Annotated in this window: 17 protein-coding genes, 3 tRNA genes and 1 pseudogene; 4 read left to right on the top strand and 17 right to left on the bottom strand. The window is 64.9% G+C overall.

Annotation, left to right across the window (positions count from 1 at the left end):
• Positions 1-75: 75 nt before the first annotated feature.
• The gene (locus QD356_RS17550) at positions 76-1,044 is read right to left on the bottom strand and encodes an NAD(P)H-quinone oxidoreductase (protein WP_043336555.1); all 969 of its coding nucleotides are present in this window, start codon (positions 1,042-1,044) and stop codon (positions 76-78) included.
• 212 nt (positions 1,045-1,256) lie between these two features.
• On the opposite strand from QD356_RS17550, the gene QD356_RS17545 reads away from it, so the two are divergent.
• A complete protein-coding gene (locus tag QD356_RS17545) occupies positions 1,257-3,038 on the top strand; it encodes a lysophospholipid acyltransferase family protein (protein WP_192839474.1) in 1,782 nt (593 codons plus the stop codon).
• Between the two features lie 166 nt (positions 3,039-3,204).
• On the opposite strand, the gene QD356_RS17540 is transcribed toward QD356_RS17545, so the two are convergent.
• Positions 3,205-3,747 (bottom strand): TIGR00730 family Rossman fold protein, encoded by a 543-nt coding sequence (locus QD356_RS17540; protein WP_043336551.1) that lies wholly within the window; start codon positions 3,745-3,747, stop codon positions 3,205-3,207.
• A gap of 349 nt (positions 3,748-4,096) precedes the next feature.
• Between QD356_RS17540 and QD356_RS17535 the strand changes: the two genes are divergently transcribed.
• Complete coding sequence (locus QD356_RS17535; protein WP_192839475.1) at positions 4,097-5,437, top strand: sodium-dependent transporter; 1,341 nt, start codon at positions 4,097-4,099, stop codon at positions 5,435-5,437.
• A 100-nt stretch (positions 5,438-5,537) separates the two neighbouring features.
• Here the strand turns inward: QD356_RS17535 and QD356_RS17530 are convergent, their stop codons facing one another.
• From QD356_RS17530 to QD356_RS17490, 9 genes and pseudogenes are all read right to left on the bottom strand, one after another.
• A complete protein-coding gene (locus QD356_RS17530; RefSeq protein ID WP_043336547.1) occupies positions 5,538-6,065 on the bottom strand; it encodes a DUF501 domain-containing protein in 528 nt (175 codons plus the stop codon).
• Positions 6,043-6,372, bottom strand: coding sequence for a hypothetical protein (locus QD356_RS17525; protein WP_043336543.1), 330 nt, complete (start codon positions 6,370-6,372; stop codon positions 6,043-6,045). Before QD356_RS17525 ends, QD356_RS17530 begins: the two co-directional genes overlap by 23 nt.
• Positions 6,373-6,450: 78 nt before the next feature.
• Positions 6,451-6,930 carry a Cys-tRNA(Pro) deacylase gene (gene ybaK / locus QD356_RS17520; protein ID WP_192839476.1) on the bottom strand — a complete coding sequence of 160 codons (480 nt, stop codon included), beginning with the start codon at positions 6,928-6,930 and terminating at the stop codon, positions 6,451-6,453.
• An 86-nt stretch (positions 6,931-7,016) separates the two neighbouring features.
• Positions 7,017-7,415: pseudogene (locus tag QD356_RS17515) on the bottom strand (thioesterase family protein); the annotation flags it as partial.
• Between the two features lie 47 nt (positions 7,416-7,462).
• The gene (locus QD356_RS17510; RefSeq protein ID WP_192839478.1) at positions 7,463-8,284 is read right to left on the bottom strand and encodes a hypothetical protein; all 822 of its coding nucleotides are present in this window, start codon (positions 8,282-8,284) and stop codon (positions 7,463-7,465) included.
• The gene (locus tag QD356_RS17505; RefSeq protein WP_225996687.1) at positions 8,281-9,303 is read right to left on the bottom strand and encodes a zinc-binding dehydrogenase; all 1,023 of its coding nucleotides are present in this window, start codon (positions 9,301-9,303) and stop codon (positions 8,281-8,283) included. Before QD356_RS17505 ends, QD356_RS17510 begins: the two co-directional genes overlap by 4 nt.
• A gap of 216 nt (positions 9,304-9,519) precedes the next feature.
• A complete protein-coding gene (locus tag QD356_RS17500; RefSeq protein ID WP_054557282.1) occupies positions 9,520-11,061 on the bottom strand; it encodes an alanine/glycine:cation symporter family protein in 1,542 nt (513 codons plus the stop codon).
• 80 nt (positions 11,062-11,141) lie between these two features.
• Complete coding sequence (locus tag QD356_RS17495; RefSeq protein ID WP_043336528.1) at positions 11,142-11,579, bottom strand: universal stress protein; 438 nt, start codon at positions 11,577-11,579, stop codon at positions 11,142-11,144.
• Positions 11,580-12,063: 484 nt separating this feature from the next.
• Positions 12,064-12,489, bottom strand: a complete 426-nt coding sequence (locus tag QD356_RS17490; protein ID WP_192839479.1) for a hypothetical protein — start codon at positions 12,487-12,489, stop codon at positions 12,064-12,066.
• Positions 12,490-12,609: 120 nt separating this feature from the next.
• Here QD356_RS17490 and QD356_RS17485 point away from each other — a divergent pair, with 120 nt between their 5' ends.
• Entirely contained in the window at positions 12,610-13,764 is a 1,155-nt protein-coding gene (locus QD356_RS17485) for a PatB family C-S lyase (RefSeq protein ID WP_192839480.1), read from the top strand.
• A gap of 630 nt (positions 13,765-14,394) precedes the next feature.
• Here the strand turns inward: QD356_RS17485 and QD356_RS17480 are convergent.
• The 5 genes from QD356_RS17480 to QD356_RS17460 form a co-directional block, all read right to left on the bottom strand.
• A complete protein-coding gene (locus QD356_RS17480; RefSeq protein ID WP_043336518.1) occupies positions 14,395-15,360 on the bottom strand; it encodes a tetratricopeptide repeat protein in 966 nt (321 codons plus the stop codon).
• Between the two features lie 134 nt (positions 15,361-15,494).
• The gene (locus QD356_RS17475; protein WP_192839481.1) at positions 15,495-15,974 is read right to left on the bottom strand and encodes an EVE domain-containing protein; all 480 of its coding nucleotides are present in this window, start codon (positions 15,972-15,974) and stop codon (positions 15,495-15,497) included.
• 185 nt (positions 15,975-16,159) lie between these two features.
• Positions 16,160-16,236, bottom strand: a tRNA-Met gene (locus tag QD356_RS17470).
• Between the two features lie 43 nt (positions 16,237-16,279).
• Positions 16,280-16,356, bottom strand: a tRNA-Met gene (locus tag QD356_RS17465).
• Between the two features lie 53 nt (positions 16,357-16,409).
• A tRNA-Met gene (locus QD356_RS17460) sits at positions 16,410-16,486 on the bottom strand.
• 370 nt (positions 16,487-16,856) lie between these two features.
• Between QD356_RS17460 and phbB the strand changes: the two genes are divergently transcribed.
• Positions 16,857-17,603 (top strand): acetoacetyl-CoA reductase, encoded by a 747-nt coding sequence (gene phbB / locus QD356_RS17455; RefSeq protein WP_043336510.1) that lies wholly within the window; start codon positions 16,857-16,859, stop codon positions 17,601-17,603.
• 158 nt (positions 17,604-17,761) lie between these two features.
• On the opposite strand, the gene QD356_RS17450 is transcribed toward phbB, so the two are convergent.
• Entirely contained in the window at positions 17,762-20,605 is a 2,844-nt protein-coding gene (locus tag QD356_RS17450) for a DUF349 domain-containing protein (RefSeq protein ID WP_192839482.1), read from the bottom strand.
• Positions 20,606-20,961 lie beyond the last annotated feature (356 nt).

Below are 20,961 nucleotides of genomic sequence, written 5' to 3'. Positions count from 1 at the left end.
CGGCAGCCCAGTGGGCTGCCGCTATTTCATGCTGGCGCTTTTTTCATGCTGATATCATCAGCGCCATGACGAGGCTCAGGCGCCCGTCACCGCCAGCAACACCTTGCCGGTGCTGGCGTTGTCCTGCACATAGGCATGCGCGGCATCGGCTTCCTGGATCGGCCAGCTCTTGTCGATATGCGGGCGCAGCTCACCCCGTGCCAGGCGTGGCCACACATGCACATAGAGCGCATCCAGTACCATGCCCTTGCCATCGGGGGAGCGCGACCGCAGGGTCGAGCCGATCAGGCGCTGGCGCTTCATCAGCATGCGACCCAGATCCAGCTCATCCATGCGCCCGCCCATCAGGCCGATCAATACCATGCGGCCATCCTGCTTCAGCACCTGCTGATTGTCGGCCAGATAGCCGCCGCCCACCGGGTCGAGAATCATGTCGGCGCCGCCCCAGTCGTTCACGGCCTCGACGAAGCTGCCATCGTGGCGGTTCCAGCCGGCATCCGCGCCGAGGCGCAGGCAGGTCTCCAGCTTCTCCTGGCTGCCGACGGTCACGAAGCACGGATGCCCGAACAGCCCGCACAGCTGGATGGCGGTGGTACCGATGCCGCTGGCACCGGCGTGCAGCAGCACGCGCTCCTTGTGTTTGAGATTGCCCTCGATGAACAGGTTCAGCCAGGCGGTGGCGAACATCTCCGGCAGGGCGGCGGCGTCTCGCAGGCTATAGCCCTCCGGCACCGGCAGCACCTGCAGGGCGTTGACGACCACTTCCTCGGCATAGCCGCCACCGGACAGCAGCGCGCAGACCGGATCACCGACCTTGAAGCGCTCGACGTGGCGGCCAACTTCACGGATGGTGCCGCTGACCTCAAGTCCCAGGATCTGACTGGCACCTTCAGGTGGCGGATATTGGCCGGCGCGTTGCATCAGGTCTGCGCGGTTGACGCCGGCCCAGGCCACCTCGATACGCACCTCATCCGAGGCGATCCCGTGCGGGGCCTCGGTTTCCTGCCAGACCAGTGATTCATTCTCGACGGCTATCGCAAACATTCGCTCTCTCCTTGGCGTGGCAGTCGCGCTGCCTGTTCGTACGCGGATGATCTCTGTGCCGGGGCGCATCGGCCGCGGATCACGTGGGCGACTGTCATCTCACTGTACGGGGACTGTGACGCATCTGTCATGAAGTGGCGCGAACCTGACGTGATATCAAGCCCCATGATCCAGACCTCGCGTTCCGCACTCCGTGCGGCCAAGGAGAGAGCATGATCGATACTGCCCGCGTCATCGCTGCCAAGTATCCTGCCTTTGCCAAACGTCACCCGCTGATCCGGCGGCCAGCTCTGGCCATGCTGCGGCGCCTGGTGCATGAGGGCGAGATCAATGCCTTCCTCGGCGAGAACTCGGACCAGCGTGGCTTCGACTTCATTGACCGCGTGCTCGATCACTTCTCCTTCGGGTACTCGGTGTCCTCGCGGGAGCGCGAGAACATTCCGGCCTACGGGCGTGTCGTCATCGTCGCCAACCATCCACTGGGGTCACTGGATGGCCTCGCACTGCTCAAGCTGGTCGGCGAAGTGCGCCGCGACGTCAAGATCGTCGCCAACGACATCCTGATGAAGGTCGAGCCGCTGGCACCCTTGCTGCTGCCGCTGGACAACCTCAGTCGCCGTGGCTATCGCAAGAGCAGTGGTCAGATCTGCGATGCGCTGATGAATGAAGAGGCCGTGATCATCTTCCCGGCCGGCGAGGTCTCGCGTGCAGGCCCGACCGGGCCACGCGATGGCAAGTGGCTGTCGGGTTTCCTGCATTTCGCGCGCAAGACCAACGCGCCGGTGCTGCCTATCCACGTCAGCGGGCGCAACTCGACGCTCTTCTATGCGCTGTCGTCGATCAACCGCAGCTTCGGCACGCCCCTGCTGGCCCATGAGATGTTTCGCCAGCGCGAGCGGCAGCTCAAGCTGCGCATCGGCGAGCTGATTCCGTTGGAGCGCCTCGACAGTGATGCCCTCAATACCAACGCCAAGACGCGCCTGCTGCGCAAGCACCTGTATCGCATCGGGCGCGGCAAGCGTGGCCTGTTCGTGACCGAGAAGGCCATCGGCCATCCGGAGGAACGCCAGGCGCTGCGTGAGGAACTGACGCCCTGTGAACTGCTGGGCGAGACCCGCGACGGCAAGAAGATCTATCTGTTCGATGCCTTCCCCGGTTCCAGCGTGATGCGCGAGATCGGGCGACTGCGCGAGATCAGTTTCCGGCGGGTCGGCGAGGGCACCGGTGAGCGGCGCGACATCGATCGCTATGACGCCCACTACCGTCACCTGGTGCTGTGGGATGACGCCGATCTCGAGATCGCCGGTGCCTATCGCATCGGAGAGGTACGCAAGATCATGGCGGCACATGGCGAGAAGGGGCTCTACAGCCCGACCCTGTTCCGCTTCACGCCCGAGATGTTCGAGCGCATGCAGGACGGTCTGGAGCTGGGACGCAGCTTCGTGCAGCCGCGTTACTGGGGGCGGCGCAGCCTCGATTACCTGTGGCAGGGGCTGGGCGCCTATCTGCGCTGTCATCCCGAGATTCGCTGGCTGTTCGGCCCGGTCACGCTCTCCAACAGCTATCCGGAGGCCGCCAGGGCACTGATCGTCAGCTACTACCGTCACTATTACGGGGATGATGAGGGGCTGGCACGTGCGCGGGCACCGGTCGCCCAGAGCGTGCCGGGCAGCGCCGCCCATGAAGCGGAGCGGCTGTTCGATGGTCAGGACGCCGATGGCGATTTCCGCCGCCTGCGTGCCCAGCTGGATGCGATGGGTGTGACGGTGCCGACGCTCTACAAACAGTACGCCGAGGTCACCGAGCCCGGTGGCACCCGTTTCCTCGATTTCAGTGTCGACGCCGATTTCGGTTACTGCATCGACGGCCTGGTGATGGTCGATGTCGAGCAGGTTACCGCCAGCAAGCGGGCGCGTTATATCGGCAAACCCGCTCAGCAGCAGGCCGCCTCGGACGACGCCGTTGAGGCTGTTGGCGAGACGGTGCTGAGCTGAGGCGACGATTTGTTAAGACTGTGCGCTGCTGAAAGAGCGCACTGCTGAAAGAGCATGCTGAGCTGAGACGGCCGCTCGCAGAGTCACTCCCCATGGCGCTGGCGTCATGCGCTTGATGGGGAGTGACGCGACAGGCAGTCAGGTCTCAGGCCTTACGTCTCAAGCCTTACGTCTCGGGCGCCAGTCGCTTCAGCAGGGGCGCGATCTCGCGCTCGCTGATCAGGCGCGCGCGAGTATCCGCATCGAGGAAGCCCGCCTCGACGGTGCGGTCCAGAAACTCGAGCAGGGGCGCGAAGAAGCCGTCACTGTCGAGGACGGCGATCGGCTTGGCGTGAAAGCGCAGGTACTGCCAGGTCCAGGTTTCGAACAATTCCTCCAGGGTGCCAATCCCGCCGGGCAGGGTCACGAAGGCATCCGCCAGTGCGGCCATCTGCGCCTTGCGCTCATGCATGTCCGCCACCTCGATCAAGCGCGTCAGGCCGGTATGCGCCTTCTCGTTGCGTACCAGTGCCTGGGGGATCACGCCGATCACCTCACCGCCCGCTGCCAGCGCGGCATCTGCCAACGCCCCCATCAGGCCGGCGCGCGCGCCTCCGTAGACCAGTCCCCAGCCGCGCTCGGCGATGGCCGTGCCCAGGGCTTCGGCCAGTTGGCGGTGCTGTGGGGAGACGCCCTCGCGGGAGCCCAGATAGACACAGATGCGATGCATGTTGCTCTCCTGAATGTTTCTCGGCGGCGCTCACTGCTGGCTGCCGTGCCTTGATGTCATGTCCTTCCTATCCTACGCGAGTTGTGCGGCGACGCTATGACGCCGGTGAGGAACTCGGCATTGCCCCGTGGCTAACGTGGGCACGTGCTGACTTTCGGCGTTGTCGCCTGCATTCGCGGGCCTGCTCTGCTACCCTTGCCGCCCCCGCAGGCGACGGCTGGCGGGCGCTGGCGCCCCGTGAGCTTGCATCGGGATGCACCCCAACTCATCGCGACGCCGCCTTCGGCGAGCGTGGACTCATCGCGACGTCGTCTTCGACGGACGCGGAACAACAAGGCAGGAGAGGCAGATGGCGCAGGTGCGCGGACGCTTTGCCAGTCGGCTGGGCTTCTTGATGGCCGCCGCTGGTTCGGCAGTAGGACTTGGCAACGTATGGGGCTTCCCGTCCCAGACGGCCAACAACGGAGGCGGGGCCTTCGTGGTGATGTATCTGGTGCTGGCCTTCCTGCTGGCATGGCCGGCCTTGATGGCTGAGCTTGTCATCGGCCGCCATGGTCAGGCCAACATCGTCACCAGCATGAGTCTCGGTCGAGGCATCACCAAGCGCTTCGGCGCGCTGGCGGGCTGGGCGGGCATGCTGACCGCCAGCCTGATTCTGGCCTTCTATGCCATCGTCGCGGGCTGGCTGCTGGGCTATACCGCCGCGCCGGTCAGCGAGGCGCTGGGCATGAGCTCCGCCGCCAGCTGGCTGACCACCTTCGACTTCACGCGCAATGTCTCGCTGACGGCGGTCTTCCTCGCCTTGACGATGGCGATCGTGGTCGGCGGCGTGCGCGGCGGGATCGAGAAGTGGTCCACGCGTTTGATGCCGCTGTTGCTGATGCTGCTGGTCGGGCTGATCGGCTACGTGCTGACCCTGCCGGGCGCCGATGAAGGCCTGAGTGTCTATCTGACGCCGCAGTGGGACCGTATCTTCGATGCCGACCTGATGCTGAGCGCGATGGGCCAGGCGTTCTTCTCGCTGTCTCTCGGCGTGGGCGCGATGCTGATCTACGGCTCCTATCTGGGGCCGGAGCAGAACCTGCCGCGTCTGGGCGTACTGGTGACGCTGATCGATGTCGGCATCGCCTTCCTCGCCGGCCTGCTGGTGATTCCGGCCATGTATGCCGCGCGTCATCTGGGCGTCGAGATCTTCGATGCCGATGGCCTGCTCAAGAGCTCGGACACCCTGCTGTTCGACACGCTGCCGGCACTGTTCGGTCAGATGGGCGGCGCAGGTGACGTCTTGATGGTGGCGTTCTTCGCGCTGATGAGCGTGGCGGGCATCACCTCTTCCATCTCGATGCTGGAAGTGCCGGTATCCTTCGTGGTCGAGCGTGGCTGGCTGGGTCGGCGTGCCGCCACCCTGGCCGTCGGTGCCGCCATCATGGCCATCAGCCTGACCATCGCCGCCAACTTCGGGGCACTGTTCGGCCTGGTGATCATGTTGACCACCCAGTACAGCCAGCCGCTGGTCGCGCTGGTGATGTGCCTGCTGGTCGGCTGGGCGATGTCGCGCCATGCGCTGCTCAAGGAGATCCAGAGCGGGGCGCCGGACATCGAGTCCAGCCTGTTCTGGAAGATCTGGCCGTGGTACGTGCGCCTGATCTGCCCGCTGTGCATCGCGCTGGTCTTCGCGCACTCGCTGTAGGCCTGACGCTCGTCACGACGCAAGAAGCCCGCCAATTGGCGGGCTTCTTCGTCTTCTGCCTTCAAGCCGACGGCATCGGCTCGATCGTCGTCGCCAGAGCTCAGGGCAGCTCGGACAGCACGTCGTAATGGGCATCGACCCAGTGACCGATGGCGTTGCCCTCGGCGTAGGCGAGATGCTGGGCGTACTGGGTGTGCAGGCAGCGTACCTGATTCCAGTCACGGATACCGCCGACGCCACGTTCACGCATCAGGTCGGCGAAGCCCTGGGACTCGATGGCGCTGCGCTCGGCCTCGCTCATGAAGCTCCAGCGTTCGGCGACATAGGCCTCATGGCTGGCACGGTAGCGCGCCAGCAGTTCCTCGTCTGTCTTGAGGCGTTCTTCCAGCCCCTTGATGACGCCTTCGGCCTCGATGCGTGACAGCGAGATCTTGAGGCGTTCATCGCACAGCCAGTAGAGGGTCGGGAAGGGCTTGCCGTCCACCAGCGAATGCATGCGCAGCACCAGCGGAGTGCCCTCGCCATCGGTGGCGGCCACGGCCTGGATGCCGCGCGGCTTGCGCCCGAGCTGGCGCTCGATGATCTCGAGCTCCCGCGCGTCGGGACTATGATTGGTCAGGATCACCATGCTTGCGGTCAGGCTCCAGCACACACTTGTTGGACCGGGATACGGCCCGGAAGAAAGCCTGGTTGAGCTGCTGGGGGCTCGGCACATAGCCATGCCACTCACGCTCGCAGTAGTCACTGCCGCGCGCCATCAGCTCCGGGGCCAGACGATTGAACCAGCCATCATAATCGTAGGGGTCAAGGCCCGGCAAGCTGATGTGCGGGTAGTCGGCGAAGCGCTCACTGAACCAGTGCTCCAGCGCCGCCTCGACCTGCGCATGCAGCTCGGTCATGTCCGGGTAGATCCACTTGCTGTAGCGAATGCCCATCGGGCCTCCTCGCTGACGCGGTGCTGTGGCGGATGCTCGTCATGGAGAGTCCATCATGCAGTGCCAGGCCCGTGGCCCTCAGTCGTCACGGGCCAGCGGGGCGAACTGACCATTGCCCAGCTCACACAGTAACGTGGGGGCGAGCGCTATCTCCAGTCCACGACGGCCGCCGCTGATGAAGATTTCCGCCTGTGTCGCGGCGCTGTCATCGACCCACAGTGGCAGGCGCTTCTTCTGACCCAGCGGACTGATGCCGCCGACCACATAGCCGGTGGCACGTTCGGCGGCCTCATGCGCGGCCAGTGCCGCCTTGCGTGCCCCGCAGGCGCGTGCCAATGCCTTGAGGTCGAGCGTACCGCTGACCGGCACCACGGCGACCACCAGCGGCTGACGTGCATTGCCGCCTTCCAGCTGGCAGACGAGGGTCTTGAAGACCTGGGCGGGATCAAGCCCCAGCGTGCGGGCGGCCTCTTCCCCATAGGCGGGAGCGCGCGGGTCGTGGGCATACTCGAGTGTGCGGTGCGGCTTGCCCTTGAGCAGCTTGAGCGCGGGTGTCATGCCGGCACGCTCCCCTCGGAGGTGGCGCTGTGGGTCCCGAGTGCCCGGGCGGCCTCGCGCAGGGCCGGGACATCCAGTTCGGCGCTGTCGGTGTGCTCGTGCACATGGCTGACCAGGGTCGCGCGCAGCTCGCCCTCGATGGGCAGCGACTGCTTGGCATGATGATCGAACTGCACCAGCACGCAGTGGCCGCGTGCGCCGCAGACGCCGCTTTGCCACGCTTCCTGGGTCACGGTGAAGGAGCTGCCGCCGAGACGCGACAGCCAGGTGCGAATCTCCACCGGCTTGCCGTATTGCAGCTCGGCGAGGAAGTCGACCTCGATGCGCGCCATGATCAGCGGCCACTTGCGCGGGTCGAGGTCCGGCACGAAGACGCGGAACAGGTCATTGCGCGCCCACTCGAACCAGGCCGGCAGGCGCGTGTTGTTGACGTGCCCGAGGGCATCGGTGTCGTAGAAGGCCGGTTCCAGCGTCTTGAAGTACATGTCATCGCTCCTGGGCATCCATGCGGCATTTCAGCCTATCAGGAAGCTCAGGCGCTGGCTGTACGTCGTGAGGCTAGTCGACGTTGCAACGGCGTGAACACGCCCAGCCACGCCGTCGCCACGATGAAACCGAGCAGGGTGCCCAGGCCGACCCCCATGCCGGGGTAACTGAGCGAGACCACCAGCGCATAGCACAATAGCGAGCCAAGGCCGGCCGGGTAGTGCTTGATGACGGTCGCGACGGCCATCGGCCCCTGGGTGAGATGCAGAATCACCAGCAGCGGGTACATGGTGACGGGGAAGGCCGCCACCAGGCCTGCCCACGAGGGCGGCAGCAGATGGGCCAGCGCGGTGATGCCGAACACGATGCCGGCGGCCAGTCCGGCGCGCGCCAGCAGCGAGACCCAGGAGAAGGGCGACTTGCGCGCCGTGCTCTCCGGTACGCCGCGATAGAGGCGCATGCACAGTACGATGGCGATCAGCGTCACGATCACGCCGCTGACGCGCGTGAACTCGAACTGCGCCAGCACCAGACTGGCGAGCAGCCAACCCAGCAGGCCGCCCAGGGTGCCATTGATGACGCCGCGCAGTCCTTGTGCACGCCCGCATAGCCAGTAGCCGACCCCCAGCGCCAGCGTCGAGGAGAAGCCTGCCAGAGTGTAGACGGCGCTCTGGCCGGCGAACTCGGGGGAGATCTCCACGCCGATGAAGCCCAGCGTGATGGCCGTGCCAAGCGGGTAGCCGGACAGTAGTCCGGCCATGCGCGTCGAGAGACGCTCCGCGATCAATGACAGCCCGATCACCACCGCCACCGAGATCAGCAGCTTGAGCAGTTGCAGGCCCAGCTCACCCTGAAGCGCTGCGCTCATTGGGCGGCGTCCCAGAACTGACGACGCACCAGCGAGATCTTGCCCACTGCCTTGCCGGAGGCCTGATGACGATGGGCCTCGGCGACCTCGCTGAAGTCGAACTGGCGCTCATCGAGGCGCACCTTGAATTCGCCTTCCTCGACCAGCTCCACCAGCTTGCCCAGCGCCTGGCGCTGCTGCTCATGCCCGATGCCAGCGGTCAGCGGCAGCAGGATCGACAGCACTTCCAGGCTGCGGCTGCCGGCGTGCAGCGGCGAGAGATCCACCGTGGTGCGGGCATTGATGGTCACGATGCGTCCGCCCAGCTTGCTGGCGGCGAAGCTGGCGGCCAGGTTGTCGCCGCCGACGCAATCGAAGACCAGATCGAAGCCCTCGCCCCCCGTCAGCCGGGCCACGTAATCGGCCACGGCTTCCTCGCGGTAGCGAATGACGTGGTCCGCGCCGCAGTCACGTGCCGCCCGGGCCTTGTCATCGCTGGAGACCGTGGTGGCGACTTCCGCGCCGATGCAACGGGCGATCTGCAATGCCACATGGCCGACGCCACCGGCGCCGCCGTGGATCAGCACGTGTTGTCCCGCTTCCAGCCGGCCACGCTCCACCAGTGCCTGCCAGGCGGTGATGAACACTGCCGGCAACGCGGCGGCTTCCATGAAGCTCAGGCGGCGCGGCTTGCGGGTGATCAGGCGCTCATCGGCGAGCATGTAATCCGCCAGCGCCCCCGGATGAGCGGCGACACCGCCGGCGAAGCCGAGCACCTCGTCGCCGGGCGAGAAGGCCAGCACGTCATCGCCGACGGCATCGATCACACCGGCCACGTCGCCGTGCAGCACGCAGGGCGCTGGTGGCAAAAGAGGCACCTGGCCACTGGCCAGCTTGAGATCCAGTGGATTGACGCTGGAGGCAGCGACGCGAATGCGCACCTGGCCGGGGCCGGGAGTGGGCAGCGGGCATTCGGTCGCCACGAAGTCGGCATCCGGGCCGGGATTGCGCAGCACCATGGCATGCATGGAAGCGAGCATGAGACGTCCTCGTTGATACAGGTTCCGGCCAGTGTGGCCAGTGAGCGCCACACCCTACCCATTGCGCTGCGTTGCGGCAATCCGACTTGGGTGGTTTCAGCCGTCCAATGCACGGAATTGCATGATCGACAACGAAAAAGCCCCTGCCGATGGGCAGGGGCCTTGGGTCATGCGACGTCTGACGGCTGTGTCAGGCCCGCCTGGGCGTGATGGGGATCACGCGTTCTGGCGCTTGGCCTCCTTGTCGACCGGTGCGATCTCGCCGGACTTCAGCTTGGCCATGTACTGGGCCAGCTCACGCTTCACGACCGGCATCAGGTAGTAGAGGCCGATGATGTTGGCGATGGACATGGCGAAGATCATGGCGTCGGAGAAGTCGATGACCGGGCCGAGGCTCATGGAGGAACCGATGACCACGAAGGCGAGGAAGATCAGCTTGTAGACGATCTCGGAGCCCTTGCTCTCACCGAACAGGTAGGTCCAGGCCTTCAGGCCGTAGTAGGACCAGGACAGCATGGTGGAGAAGGCGAACATCAGCACCGCCAGGGCCAGCACATACGGGAACCAGGGGAAGGCGGTCTCGAAGGCGTAGGAGGTCAGCTGGACGCCGCCGAGGCCTTCGACCTGGTAGGCGCCGGTGATGACGATGACCAGTGCGGTCATGGTGCAGATGACGACGGTATCGATGAACGGTTCGAGCAGGGCGACGATCCCTTCGGTCGCCGGCTGGGAAGTCTTGACGGCAGAGTGGGCGATGGCCGCGGAGCCGATACCGGCTTCATTGGAGAAGGCAGCACGCTTGAAGCCCTGGATCAGCACGCCGACGATACCGCCGCCGACCGCGACCGGTGCGAAGGCACCTTCGATGATGGCGCCGAAGGCGGCCGGAATCGCACTGAAGTTGAAGCCGAGGATGATGAGTGCCGCGATCACGTAGATGACAGCCATCATCGGCACCAGTTTCTCGGTGACACGTGCGATGGACTTGATGCCGCCGATGATGACCATGCCGACGATGGCGGCCATCACGAGACCGAACAGCCAGCCGTAGCCGACCAGGAAGCTGGCATCACCGCCGGTGACGTTGACGGCCTGCTGATAGGACTGGTTGGCCTGGAACATGTTGCCGCCGCCGATGGAGCCACCGATGGCGCAGATGGCGAAGAAGATCGCCAGAATCTTGCCCAGACCCGCCTTGCCGTTTTCCGCGAAGCCCTTGGACAGGTAGTACATCGGGCCGCCGGAGATGGAGCCATCCGCATTGACGTTGCGGTACTTCACGCCAAGCGTACATTCACAGAACTTGGAGGCCATGCCGAGCAGACCGGCCAGAATCATCCAGAAGGTCGCGCCCGGGCCGCCCAGCGAGACGGCGACCGCGACGCCGGCGATGTTGCCAAGGCCGACCGTGCCGGACAGCGCCGTGGCCAAAGCCTGGAAGTGGGATACCTCGCCTTCATCCTTCGGGTCGGTGTAGTCGCCCTTGACCAGACGAATGGCATGGCCGAACAGGCGGAACTGCACGAAGCCGAAATAGAGCGTGAAGATGACGGCCGCGATGATCAGCCAGCCGACGATCAACGGGAACTGGGTGCCGGCCACCGGCACGGAATAGAAGATGGTCGAGACGATCGGGTTGACGATCGGTCCGACGATGTCACTGATGGCCTGGTCCATGCCTTCGGCACGGGCAGAGCTTGCGGCCATGAGGGCTGCCATCGCGGCAGCCCAGGGGGCCAGGGAGCGGAATCGACTCATGAGAGGTAACCTCGAAAAGCGAATTGTCGTTATTGTCTGGTGCGAATCTCTGCAGGCGGCGGGTGCGGGAGGCGCCTGTCTCAGGGAACGATGGTGACGGGCACCGAGGCCTCTTGAATTAGATGGGCGGTGACGCTGCCGAAGATGCGTGAGCGCACGCTTTCCCCCTTGCGGCCGACGATGATCTGCTCGGCATTCACTTCACGCGCCAGCAGGCTGAGGATCTCGGCGGCATCGCCGTGGCGGACACGCCCCTCGACCTGATAGCCCTCCTTTTCCAGCTCGCTGATGGCAGGCGCCAGCACACGCTCGCGGGCCAGCTTGATCTCGTTCTCACGGCGACTGGCACGCTGGGCGTTCTCTTCCGGCGTGTTGAAGCTGTAGGGCGACCATTCGACCACGTAGCAGAGAATGATCCTGGTTTCCGCGCCCACCAGAGAGGCGACGCGCTTGGCATAGGCAATGGCACTGTCGCCGCCCGGGGTTCCATCCAGTCCGACAATCAGGGAGGTGGTCATGGAGCTTCTCCTGAAGCTTGCTGGTCGTCGTGTCGCGCCAGCGGATTCTTGTTGAATTACCGTTTCGTTGCGGTTGAAAGAACTTTACTCCTCGCTCACACAAGAAATCCCTTCGGGTGTATCGCTTCACAAAACGATGATTAAACGAAATGGCGTCAGTTACGCGTTGACGAGTCTCAGGTTTCCGCTACGCCATTAGCCGGTGATGACGATATTCGCTGAGAAATCTGCTACCCATGGCTGTCAGCAATGCCGAGAGCAGGACGAGCTGTCCTTTAGGGCGCCAGCAGGGTCACCATCAGAATCGCTGTCAGTAGCAGGGGGGCGGGAGCGGGAGCGGACAAGAGAATAGAGCAGGCAAGAGAGGGTCAGCAGGGGAGGGAAATCAGAGCAGAGGGCGGTGAGGAAGGAGAGCAGAGGAGAGTAGAGAGAAACGCAGCGCTGCTCACCAACAGCGCTGCGGGCGCTCGACAATCGAGCGCGGCTAGATCAGCCGCTGGTGCGTCAGGTCTTGCCAGGCGGCTTCGATGGGCCAGGCCAGCGGCTGACGCAGGTGTTCCGGCAGCGCCATCAGGGCGGCCGTAGGACTGTCGTGTTCGCGCATGCGCAACCAGCAATAGGCCCAGGCGCAAGCGTCATCCGGGCCCTGCGGTACCGGGCGTGCCGGCATCTGCATCAACAGGAACAGCGCTGCCTTGGGTGCCCACAGCGGCGCACCGCCCTCTGCGGCCCACTGCTCCAGCGTCTCGCCATCGGGATTGCTGGCGGGCTGGCCAAGACTTGCGACGCGCGCGGTATCGGCCAGCAGCACGGCGAGGCGCTCGCTGTCGCCGCGGCCATGGGTCAGCCAGGCATGCAACAGACCGGGCAGCCCGCGCTGGGCCTGTGGGTAAAAGGTGTCTTCAGACATGCACAAAGCCTTATGCTGTAGTTGGTCCACAGGTATTCTTCTCGCCGCCCGAGGGCGGCGTGAGTCGAGAGCACTGCTCGCGTTGCCTGCCAAATTTGCCCGCCACAGGGAGACTCCATCTTGCCATTCGATTTCATCACCCCGCTCGATCGACGCCAGTATCCTTCCCAGAAGTGGGATCGCTACGCCTCGGACGTCATGCCTCTCTGGATCGCCGACATGGACTTCAGCGCCCCGCCCGCCGTGACGCGAGCGCTGGCCGAGCGAGTGGCGCACCCGGTCTACGGCTATGCCAAGCCGTCGGAGGGCCTCGATGACAGCCTGTGTGACTGGAGTCGCGAGCATTATGGCTGGGAGGTGCCGCGTGACGCCATCGTCTGGCTGCCGGGCGTGGTGCCGGCCTTGCACCTGGCCAGTCTGGCATTGACCTCTCCCGGCGCGGGCGTGGTCACGACGACCCCGATCTACCCGCCCTTCCTCAAGGTGGCCCAGAAGACCGGGCGACTGGCGCAGATGGCACCGCTGGCAGAGCCCGAGACGCAAGGCGGCCCTTGGCGTCTGGATCTGGAGGCGCTGGAAGCGGCCATCACGCCCGAGACCGAGCTGCTGCTATGGTGCCACCCGCACAATCCTACCGGCCGCGTCTGGCGCGAGGAAGAGCTCGAGGCGCTGGCGGAGCTGGTCGAGCGTCACGATCTGCTGGTGGTCTCCGATGAGCTGCATGCTGATCTGGTGGTGGACCCGACGGCCCGCCATATCCCGCTGGCCAGCCTGAACGAGCGACTGGCGGCGCGCTGCGTGACCCTGTGGGCGCCCTCCAAGACCTTCAACACCGCTGGGCTTACGTTCGCCTGCGCGGTGATCACCGATCCCAAGCTGCGTGCACGCTTCACCGGCGCCGCCAATGGCTTGATGCCCGATACCAATGTGCTGGGCATGGCCGCGACCGAAGCGGCGTGGCGCGAGGGTGAACCGTGGCGTCAGGAGTTGCTGAACGTGCTGCGTGACAATCTCGATCTGCTGGAAAGCCACGTGGCACGTTGGGACGGCGTCAGCATGTCGCGCCCGCAGGCCACCTATCTGGCCTGGCTGGATATGCGCAAGGCAGGGCTCGGGGAATCTCCGCAGCAGACCTTGCTCGAGGAATGCGATGTCGCGCTGTCGGATGGCGCAGACTTCGGCTGGCCGGGCTTCGTGCGCTTGAACTACGGCACCACGCGCGTGCAGCTGGAGAAGGCGCTGCAGCAGATGGATGAGCGCCTGCAGAAAGGCTGAGGTTGGCGAAGGGATCGCGGGGGCGAGCGAAGCGGCCGAGAAGGGGAGTCGACAGGGCCGGAGTTGATCTGGGTCAGCCTGCGGCGTTTCGTTGGCAGCTATCGCTCATTGCAAACTTGAATTGAGAATCATTATCGTCAACTCTGAAGTCAGGCCGCTCATCGGGAGGGGCTTGTCATCAGGAGATGCGACGATGAGACATGAGGTGGCAGAGACGCCGCGACAAGGGCGGCCAGCAAGCAGGGATGCAGGCGTGACGGCCTGTCGGGAATGGTGTTGTCAGGGCGGGAGCCTGCGCCTGGCGCGTTCGTCGCCGCCATCTTCCCGCTGCCGTGCGCCCGCGGCGTCATCTGCCACCCCGTCTGCGCCAGACGCCGTGAAGTCTGCGGGCCAGGAACTAGAGGTGGACTTTCCGCCCAGCGTGCGCGAATCGCGTGCTCGCCCCTCGCTTCTCAAGGGCTGGAGCCGTCGTTAGCCCTTGAATCGGCGCGACGGCTGGCCCTCAATGACAAGGCCCCGCTTCCTTTACCGGAGGCGGGGCCTTGTCGTCTGCGTGGCGTGATCAACTCATTGATACGGTCAGCGCACCAGCACGATCAGCGCACCAGCACGATCAGTACATCAGCACGATCAGTACATCAGAGCGAACAGTTGGCGACGGAAGCGCACGGTCAGCTCATGGGTCGCGCCGAGGGCGTCGAAGACACGCAGCAGCGTCTTGCGTGCCAGATCATCGCCGTACTGGCGATCGGTCTTCACCAGGCTGATCAGGGCATCCAGCGCCAGCTCGTAATGGCCATCCGCCAGGTCACGCATGGCGCGCTGGTAGCGGGCTTCGCTGTCGTCCCGCTCGATCATCGCCTGCACCTCTTCGGGAGAGGGAGCCTCGGCGATGAAGTCGATGCGCGCACGTACGCCACGCGCCTGCGCGCCGTCACGGTCTTCCGGCTTGAGGGAGTCCAGCAGCTGACGGGCCTCTTCACCATTGCCTTCGGCGACCAGCACCGAGGCGAGGTGGATGCGGTATTCCGGTGTCTCGGGGGATTCCTGCGCCAGCTGCTGATACAGCGCCTTGGCGGTGACGAGGTCGCCGCTTTCCAGTGCAGTGGCCGCCTGCTCCGCGAGGCTGGGACCTGCTCCTGCCGCCGGCTGGACCTTGTGCTGCTCGAGGAACTGGCGAATCTCGGCTTCCGGACGTGCGCCGGTGAAGTTGCCTGCCAGACCGCCCTGGATGACCAGCTTGACGTCCGGCACCGAGCGCACGCCCAGCTGAGCGGCGATGTCCTGCTGTTCCTCGGCGTTCAGCTTGGCCAGGATGAAGCCGCCTGCATATTCACGTGCCAGCTTCTCGAGGATCGGCGTCAGGACGAGGCAGTGCTCGCTCTGCGGCGACCAGCAATCCAGCAGTACCGGCACTTGCTGTGAGGCTTCCAGCACCTGCTGAAGATTGCTCATGTCCACATCGATGATGTAGGTGTTGGCGTCTTCTGCCTGGCGCGGTGCACTGGCGGCACCGCCGCCGACCACCCCTTGTGGCTGGGCGGCGGTGGTGTCATTGCCGGTCAGTGGCTGGCCGGTATTGGGATCGATGATCATGGTGCATGCCCCGAAATTCTGTCTGCGATTCAAGGCTCGCGCGCGAGCCGGTTGGCCTGATGATGCGGCCCGTCGCAGTGGAGTTCAAGGCGCTGCCGGACACTTCCTCGCGCGAGCGTCCCGGGCGCGTCGGTTCACGGCAGCAGGGTGTCGCCGGCCAGGCTGGCGATGCAGGCGGCTTCGCTCTCGCTGAGCGGCATCACGGACAGGCGTGCGCGGCGCACCAGGTGGCTATCCGCCAGCTCGGGCCGGGCCTTCAGGCGCGCGATGGGCAGGGTGGTGCGCAGCGGGCGAAGATAGCTCAGACGCGGGGCGACCCAGCGCGGAGGCTTGTCGGCATCGATATCCGCCACCTGACGTGGGTCGAAGCCCTTGTGCTCGGGGTCACTGGCCGTCGGGTCGGGCAGGGCGAGTTCGCTGACGACGGCCAGTCCGACCACCGCAGGCACCTTGCAGCTGGAGTGCTGGATGAGCACGACATCACCGAGCTGCATCTCACGCAGGAAGTTGCGCGCCTGATAGTTGCGCACGCCATCCCAGAGCGCCGGTGATTCGCGGCGCAGGTCATCCAGCGAGAAGGCATCGGGTTCGGTCTTGACCAGCCAGTGGCGCATGCAGGCACTCCCTTGGGACTTACGTGATGAGTGTGAAGGGGCCAGGTGTGGAGAGGCCCGGTGTGGATAGGCCCGGTGTGGATAGGGGTAGCCAGGCCCGTGAACCGGCTTCCACGCCATCATCGCACAGGAATTTCACGCATACGAAAAAGGCCTGATGCATGGCATCAGGCCTTTCGAATTCTTGGTAGCGGGGACCGGATTTGAACCGATGACCTTCGGGTTATGAGCCCGACGAGCTACCAGACTGCTCCACCCCGCAACACTGGGTACTGCCTTTGCTCCAACTCTGACGCATCAGAGGTTGGTAGCGGGAACCGGATTTGAACCGATGACCTTCGGGTTATGAGCCCGACGAGCTACCAGACTGCTCCATCCCGCAACATCACGTTGGTGTCTGACAGGCAATTACCTTGATAGGCAACGACTTGTCAGTGGTAGCGGGGACCGGATTTGAACCGATGACCTTCGGGTTATGAGCCCGACGAGCTACCAGACTGCTCCACCCCGCATCAACGTGGGGCGTAGTATAAGGATATACAGTGCTGCGTCAACCGTTATCCCGTAATTGACGCAAACTTCTCGTGTCCGGTGAGTCGTCACCAGCCCGTCTGCGCCTCTTGAGCGATTATCGGCATCTTGTGTGAGAGATCTGCTACATACATTCCCGCTGCATCCTGTCCATACTGAGGAGGACGCGCCTCGCACAGGCGGATGGCAGGCGTCACAGAGTGCACGATTGTCATCAGGCTGTTAGAGACGCGGGTCATTGTTGTCGTTGCAGGCATTCTCGTTTTCTCAGGGCGGGGGTGTCCGTAGATTCGCCAAGCTGTGCCCAAGCCAAGGACACAGGACGTTCCAGGATTAGGGAGACACAATAAGATGACACAAACAGCACCCGTCGCATGGGTTACCGGTGGTACCGGTGGCATTGGTTCCGCTATCTGCCGCGAGCTGGCGAACCAGGGGTATCAGGTAATTGCGGGTTACAGGAACAAGGAAAAGGCAGAGGGGTGGCTGTCGGAACAGCGCGCTGCCGGGTTCGAGAACATCGCACTGTCCGGCATCGAGCTGGACAACTTCGAAGCCTGTCAGGCAGGCGTCAACGAAATCCGCGAGCGCTTCGGCCCGATCGCGGTTCTGGTCAACTGCGCCGGCATCACGCGTGATACCTCCATGCGCAAGATGAGCTATGAGCAGTGGCGCGAAGTCATCAACTGCAACCTCGACAGCGTCTTCAACACCTGCCGTGCCGTCATCAATGACATGCTGGAGCACAAGTACGGCCGCATCGTGAACATCTCCTCCATCAATGGCCGCAAGGGCCAGTTCGGCCAGGTCAACTACTCGGCCGCCAAGGCGGGCATGCATGGTCTGACCATGGCGCTGGCGCAGGAAACCGCGACCAAGGGCATTACCGTCAACACCCTGTCGCCGGGCTACATCGCCACCGACATGATCATGAAGATCCCCGAAGAGATCCGTGAATCGATCCGCGAGACCATCCCGGTCAAGCGTTATGGTCAGCCGGACGAGATTGCACGTGCGGTCGCCTTCCTGGCCGACGAGAAATCCGGCTTCATCACCGGTGCCAACCTGGATATCAATGGCGGCCAGTTCATGGGCTGATGCTCTGCGCTAGCGCTAGCGCGAGCCAGTGCAGGGTTGGCACCCGGCCCCGCCTGGCGAGAGAATGAAAAAGCCCCCGTCTCTATCGAGGCGGGGGCTTTTCGTTGCCATGACTTCAGTCTTGCGAGCGCGTCGTCACCAGCTCAAGAGCACTGACTTCAGTGATTGAACAGCGCATCGAAGCGCGGCAGTTCGGTCTGCCAGGCGTCCCAGTCCAGCGGACCGTTGGCGAGCAGCGCATCCAGCACCTCATCCAGCTCTTCTTCACGTTCCATGCGCTCACCCAGCTGCTGGTTGATGCGCGCGACCTGCACGGTCAGGCGGCGTGATTCATCTTCGCTGCCCAGCGGGGCCTCGAACAGAATGGCCAGGTGGACACGCAGCTCGGCCAGGCGCTCGTTGGCGGCGCTGCAGTTGCTCGGCAGGGCCTGGCGCATCTGGTTGCGCGCCGCATTGGCCTGACGGCTGTTGTCATCGAAGGCCGAGGTGTTCGGCAGCTCGACATCCTGCACGTCGCCGTTGCGCGCGCTGGCATCCGCCACGGCGTGCTGTTCGAGCAGATCACGCCACTGCTGCCATTCCTCACGCAGTTGCAGGGCGTGCAGTTCATCCAGACGCTGCTCGCGACGCTTGAGAATGCCGGTCCAGCGACGACGCATGCCGTCGCCCCGCTTGCCGCGCGGCAGCGGGCCGAGGGTGTCGGCTTCCTTCAGGGCGTCATCGAGCAGGGCGGCGTCTTCCAGTGTCTCCGGCTCCCAGCTGTCGAGGCGTTCGATCAGCGCCTGCCACTGATCCAGACGTGCCTGCTCGCGGCTGTCGCGGTCTTCGCGGTCCTGGTCACGCGCGGCGAAGATGCGGTCGCACGCCGCGCGGAAGGCGGCCCACAGGCGTTGCTCTTCGCCCTTGGGCGCGCGGCCCATCTCGCGCCAGCGGCTCTGCAGTGCCTTGGCCTGTTCGGCGCGGGCACGTGCCGGCGAGTCCTCATTGGCCAGTGCCTCGACGGCGTCGACCAGTGCCTGCTTGGCGGCGGCGATCTGGCCCGCGCGGCTGTCGATCAGCCCCTGCAGTGCCGTCAGTGCCTCACCGAATCGATGCGACAGCTGGCGACCGGGGCCTGCGGGCACCGGCGTGTGGCGACGCCATTCCTCACGGGCGCGATCGCGGATTTGGCGCAGGGAGTCGGGGTCGGCATCGTCCATGGCGTGGCCGTTGAGCGATTCGAGCTGCTCGCAGAGCGCTTCGCGCATGGCCAGATTGTGTTCACGCAGCTGCTTGCGCGATTCGCGGTAATCCCGCAGGCGCAGCTTGATGGCGTCAGAGGCGGTGCGGAAGGCCTGGCTGGCATCGCGGCTGGCGGCCGCATCACCCAGCTCGCGCCATTGCTGAATCAGCTGCTGGTGCTGGCGGTCGCGCTGCTCATCGCTGATGTCATCACGCTCGCTCAGGGTGGTGATGGCCTCGAGCAGCTGCTCGCGCTTGGGCGCCGCGACGAAGTTCTGCCAGTCACGGAGTTCCGCGACCCGCGCGCCCAGCTGGCGCAGGCGGGTCTGGCGGGCATTGTCGAGCTGGCCTTCGGTGCGATCGCGCAGTGAGCGATGCAGGCGGCTGGCCGGCTTGAGCTTGCCGGCATCGAGATCCGCTTCCAGGCGTGCCAGTTCGGCATCCAGTGCGTCCAGATCCAGGCTCGCCTTGCCGTCGGCCGCGCGGGAGGCGTCGGCTGACTCGGCGTCTTGTGCAGGGCTGCCATCGAGCGCGTCCTGCTCTTGCGCTGCCTCTGTCGGCTCTTCCGGCTGCGCCGCGCTGATCGCCTGACGCACCGCGCTCAGGCTGGCGGTCTGCGGCAGACCCGCAGGCCAGGCCACTTCGCTTTCCAGACGACGCAGCTGGTCGATGTCATTGTCGACCAGCGCGGCATCCAGCTCGCCCTGGCACAGCTGATGGCGATGCCAGGCATCGAGGGCGTCCTGCAGCTGCTGTTGCAGGCGCTGCTGACGTTCGAGCAGTTCGGCCGGGGCCGAGAACTGGTCGGTCAACTCGCGCCAGCGTTCTCCCTGCAGACGGCGCTGGGCCTGCAGGCTGGCGAAGTCGTGGTCATTGACGCAGTCGCGGCTGTAGAGGTCTTCCCGCGCCTGATCCACGGCGCTGAGAATCTCTTCCAGGTGCGTGTTGAGGTTGGCGCTCAGGCGCTCATGGGCGCGAATGGCTTCCTCGCGGGCCTCATGGTCGCTGATGACCTTGTGCGCCTGCTGGCGCGCCTCTTCGAAGCGCTGTTGAATCTCGTAGTCCGCGGCCGGCAGACGCTCCCACTCGCGCAGCAGCGAGCGGTAACGCGAGGGCACGCTGTCTTCCCACGCCTGACGCGGCAGCTTCTCCATCTGGCGCAGCAGGTTGTCGCGGCTGGCGGCCAGCGCGTCGGCCTGCTGGGCATCGGCGCGGCGCTGGGCGAGGGTGTCGCGCGCCTGACGCTGCACGTGACGGTCCCGCTTGGCATCGCGCACCAGACGCTCGAGGCCGGCCTGGCTGGTGATGCGGGCGGCAGCGGCATGGCGCACGGCGGCGATGGTGTTGTGGCAGGCCTGATGGATCAGCGCCTCTTCATCTTCCAGACGGCTCAGTGCGGTCAGACGCAGTTGCTGGTTGTCGCCGCGGGACGCCACGGCGGACAGCAGTTCGCTATCGTCCAGGCGCTCGACCAGCTGTTCACGGCTCAACAGTGAGGGCGCATCCTGGCCGCCGCTCAACAGTTCGATCAGGCGCTCGCGTACCAGGCCATCGGCGCGGTCGAGCAGCGGCAGCAGACGCTCGGGAGATTGCATGCGCGTCAGGGCGGCATGGCGCACTTCCAGGGCGTCATCTTCGAGAATCAGGGTCTCCAGGATCTTGCGCTGGTCTGGAATCTCCGGATCAAGCTGGTCAGTGGCAGCGGAGCGAATGGCAGGGTTGGCGTGTTGCCAGCGAGGAGTGAACAGGCGGCCAGTGAGGCGGGAGAGCAGTCCGGTCATGAGAGAGCGGTTATCCAGGCAAAAAATAGAGGGGCGCAACAATTGGCCGCACACTCGGCAGGTGCAATCGGGTGGGCACGACGGAGTGGGCGGAGTGACGGCGCATGAATTTCGTCACCCCGCTATCTTACCAGTCACAGCCCCCCGTTGTGTGGTATCGCATGTCGATCGATGTGCCTTATTGCACGCGCGCGGCGGCGTGCAGGGCGACCGGCGGCGGGTGACAGGTCGGCAAGGGAGCCACGTCGTAGGCTCGCGACACCTGACAGTGCCTGCTGCTGGCCGTATCATCAGTTGCAGCACTGTGTTCGCTCACATAGTTTTGTACGTTACCGCTATGCCATTCAGTGTCTGTC

Origin of the sequence: Cobetia sp. 2AS, from assembly GCF_029846355.1 — a bacterium.
Lineage (GTDB): Bacteria > Pseudomonadota > Gammaproteobacteria > Pseudomonadales > Halomonadaceae > Cobetia > Cobetia amphilecti.
Note: the sequence above shows the minus strand (reverse complement) of the source record. Positions and strands in the feature narration are given on the sequence as shown.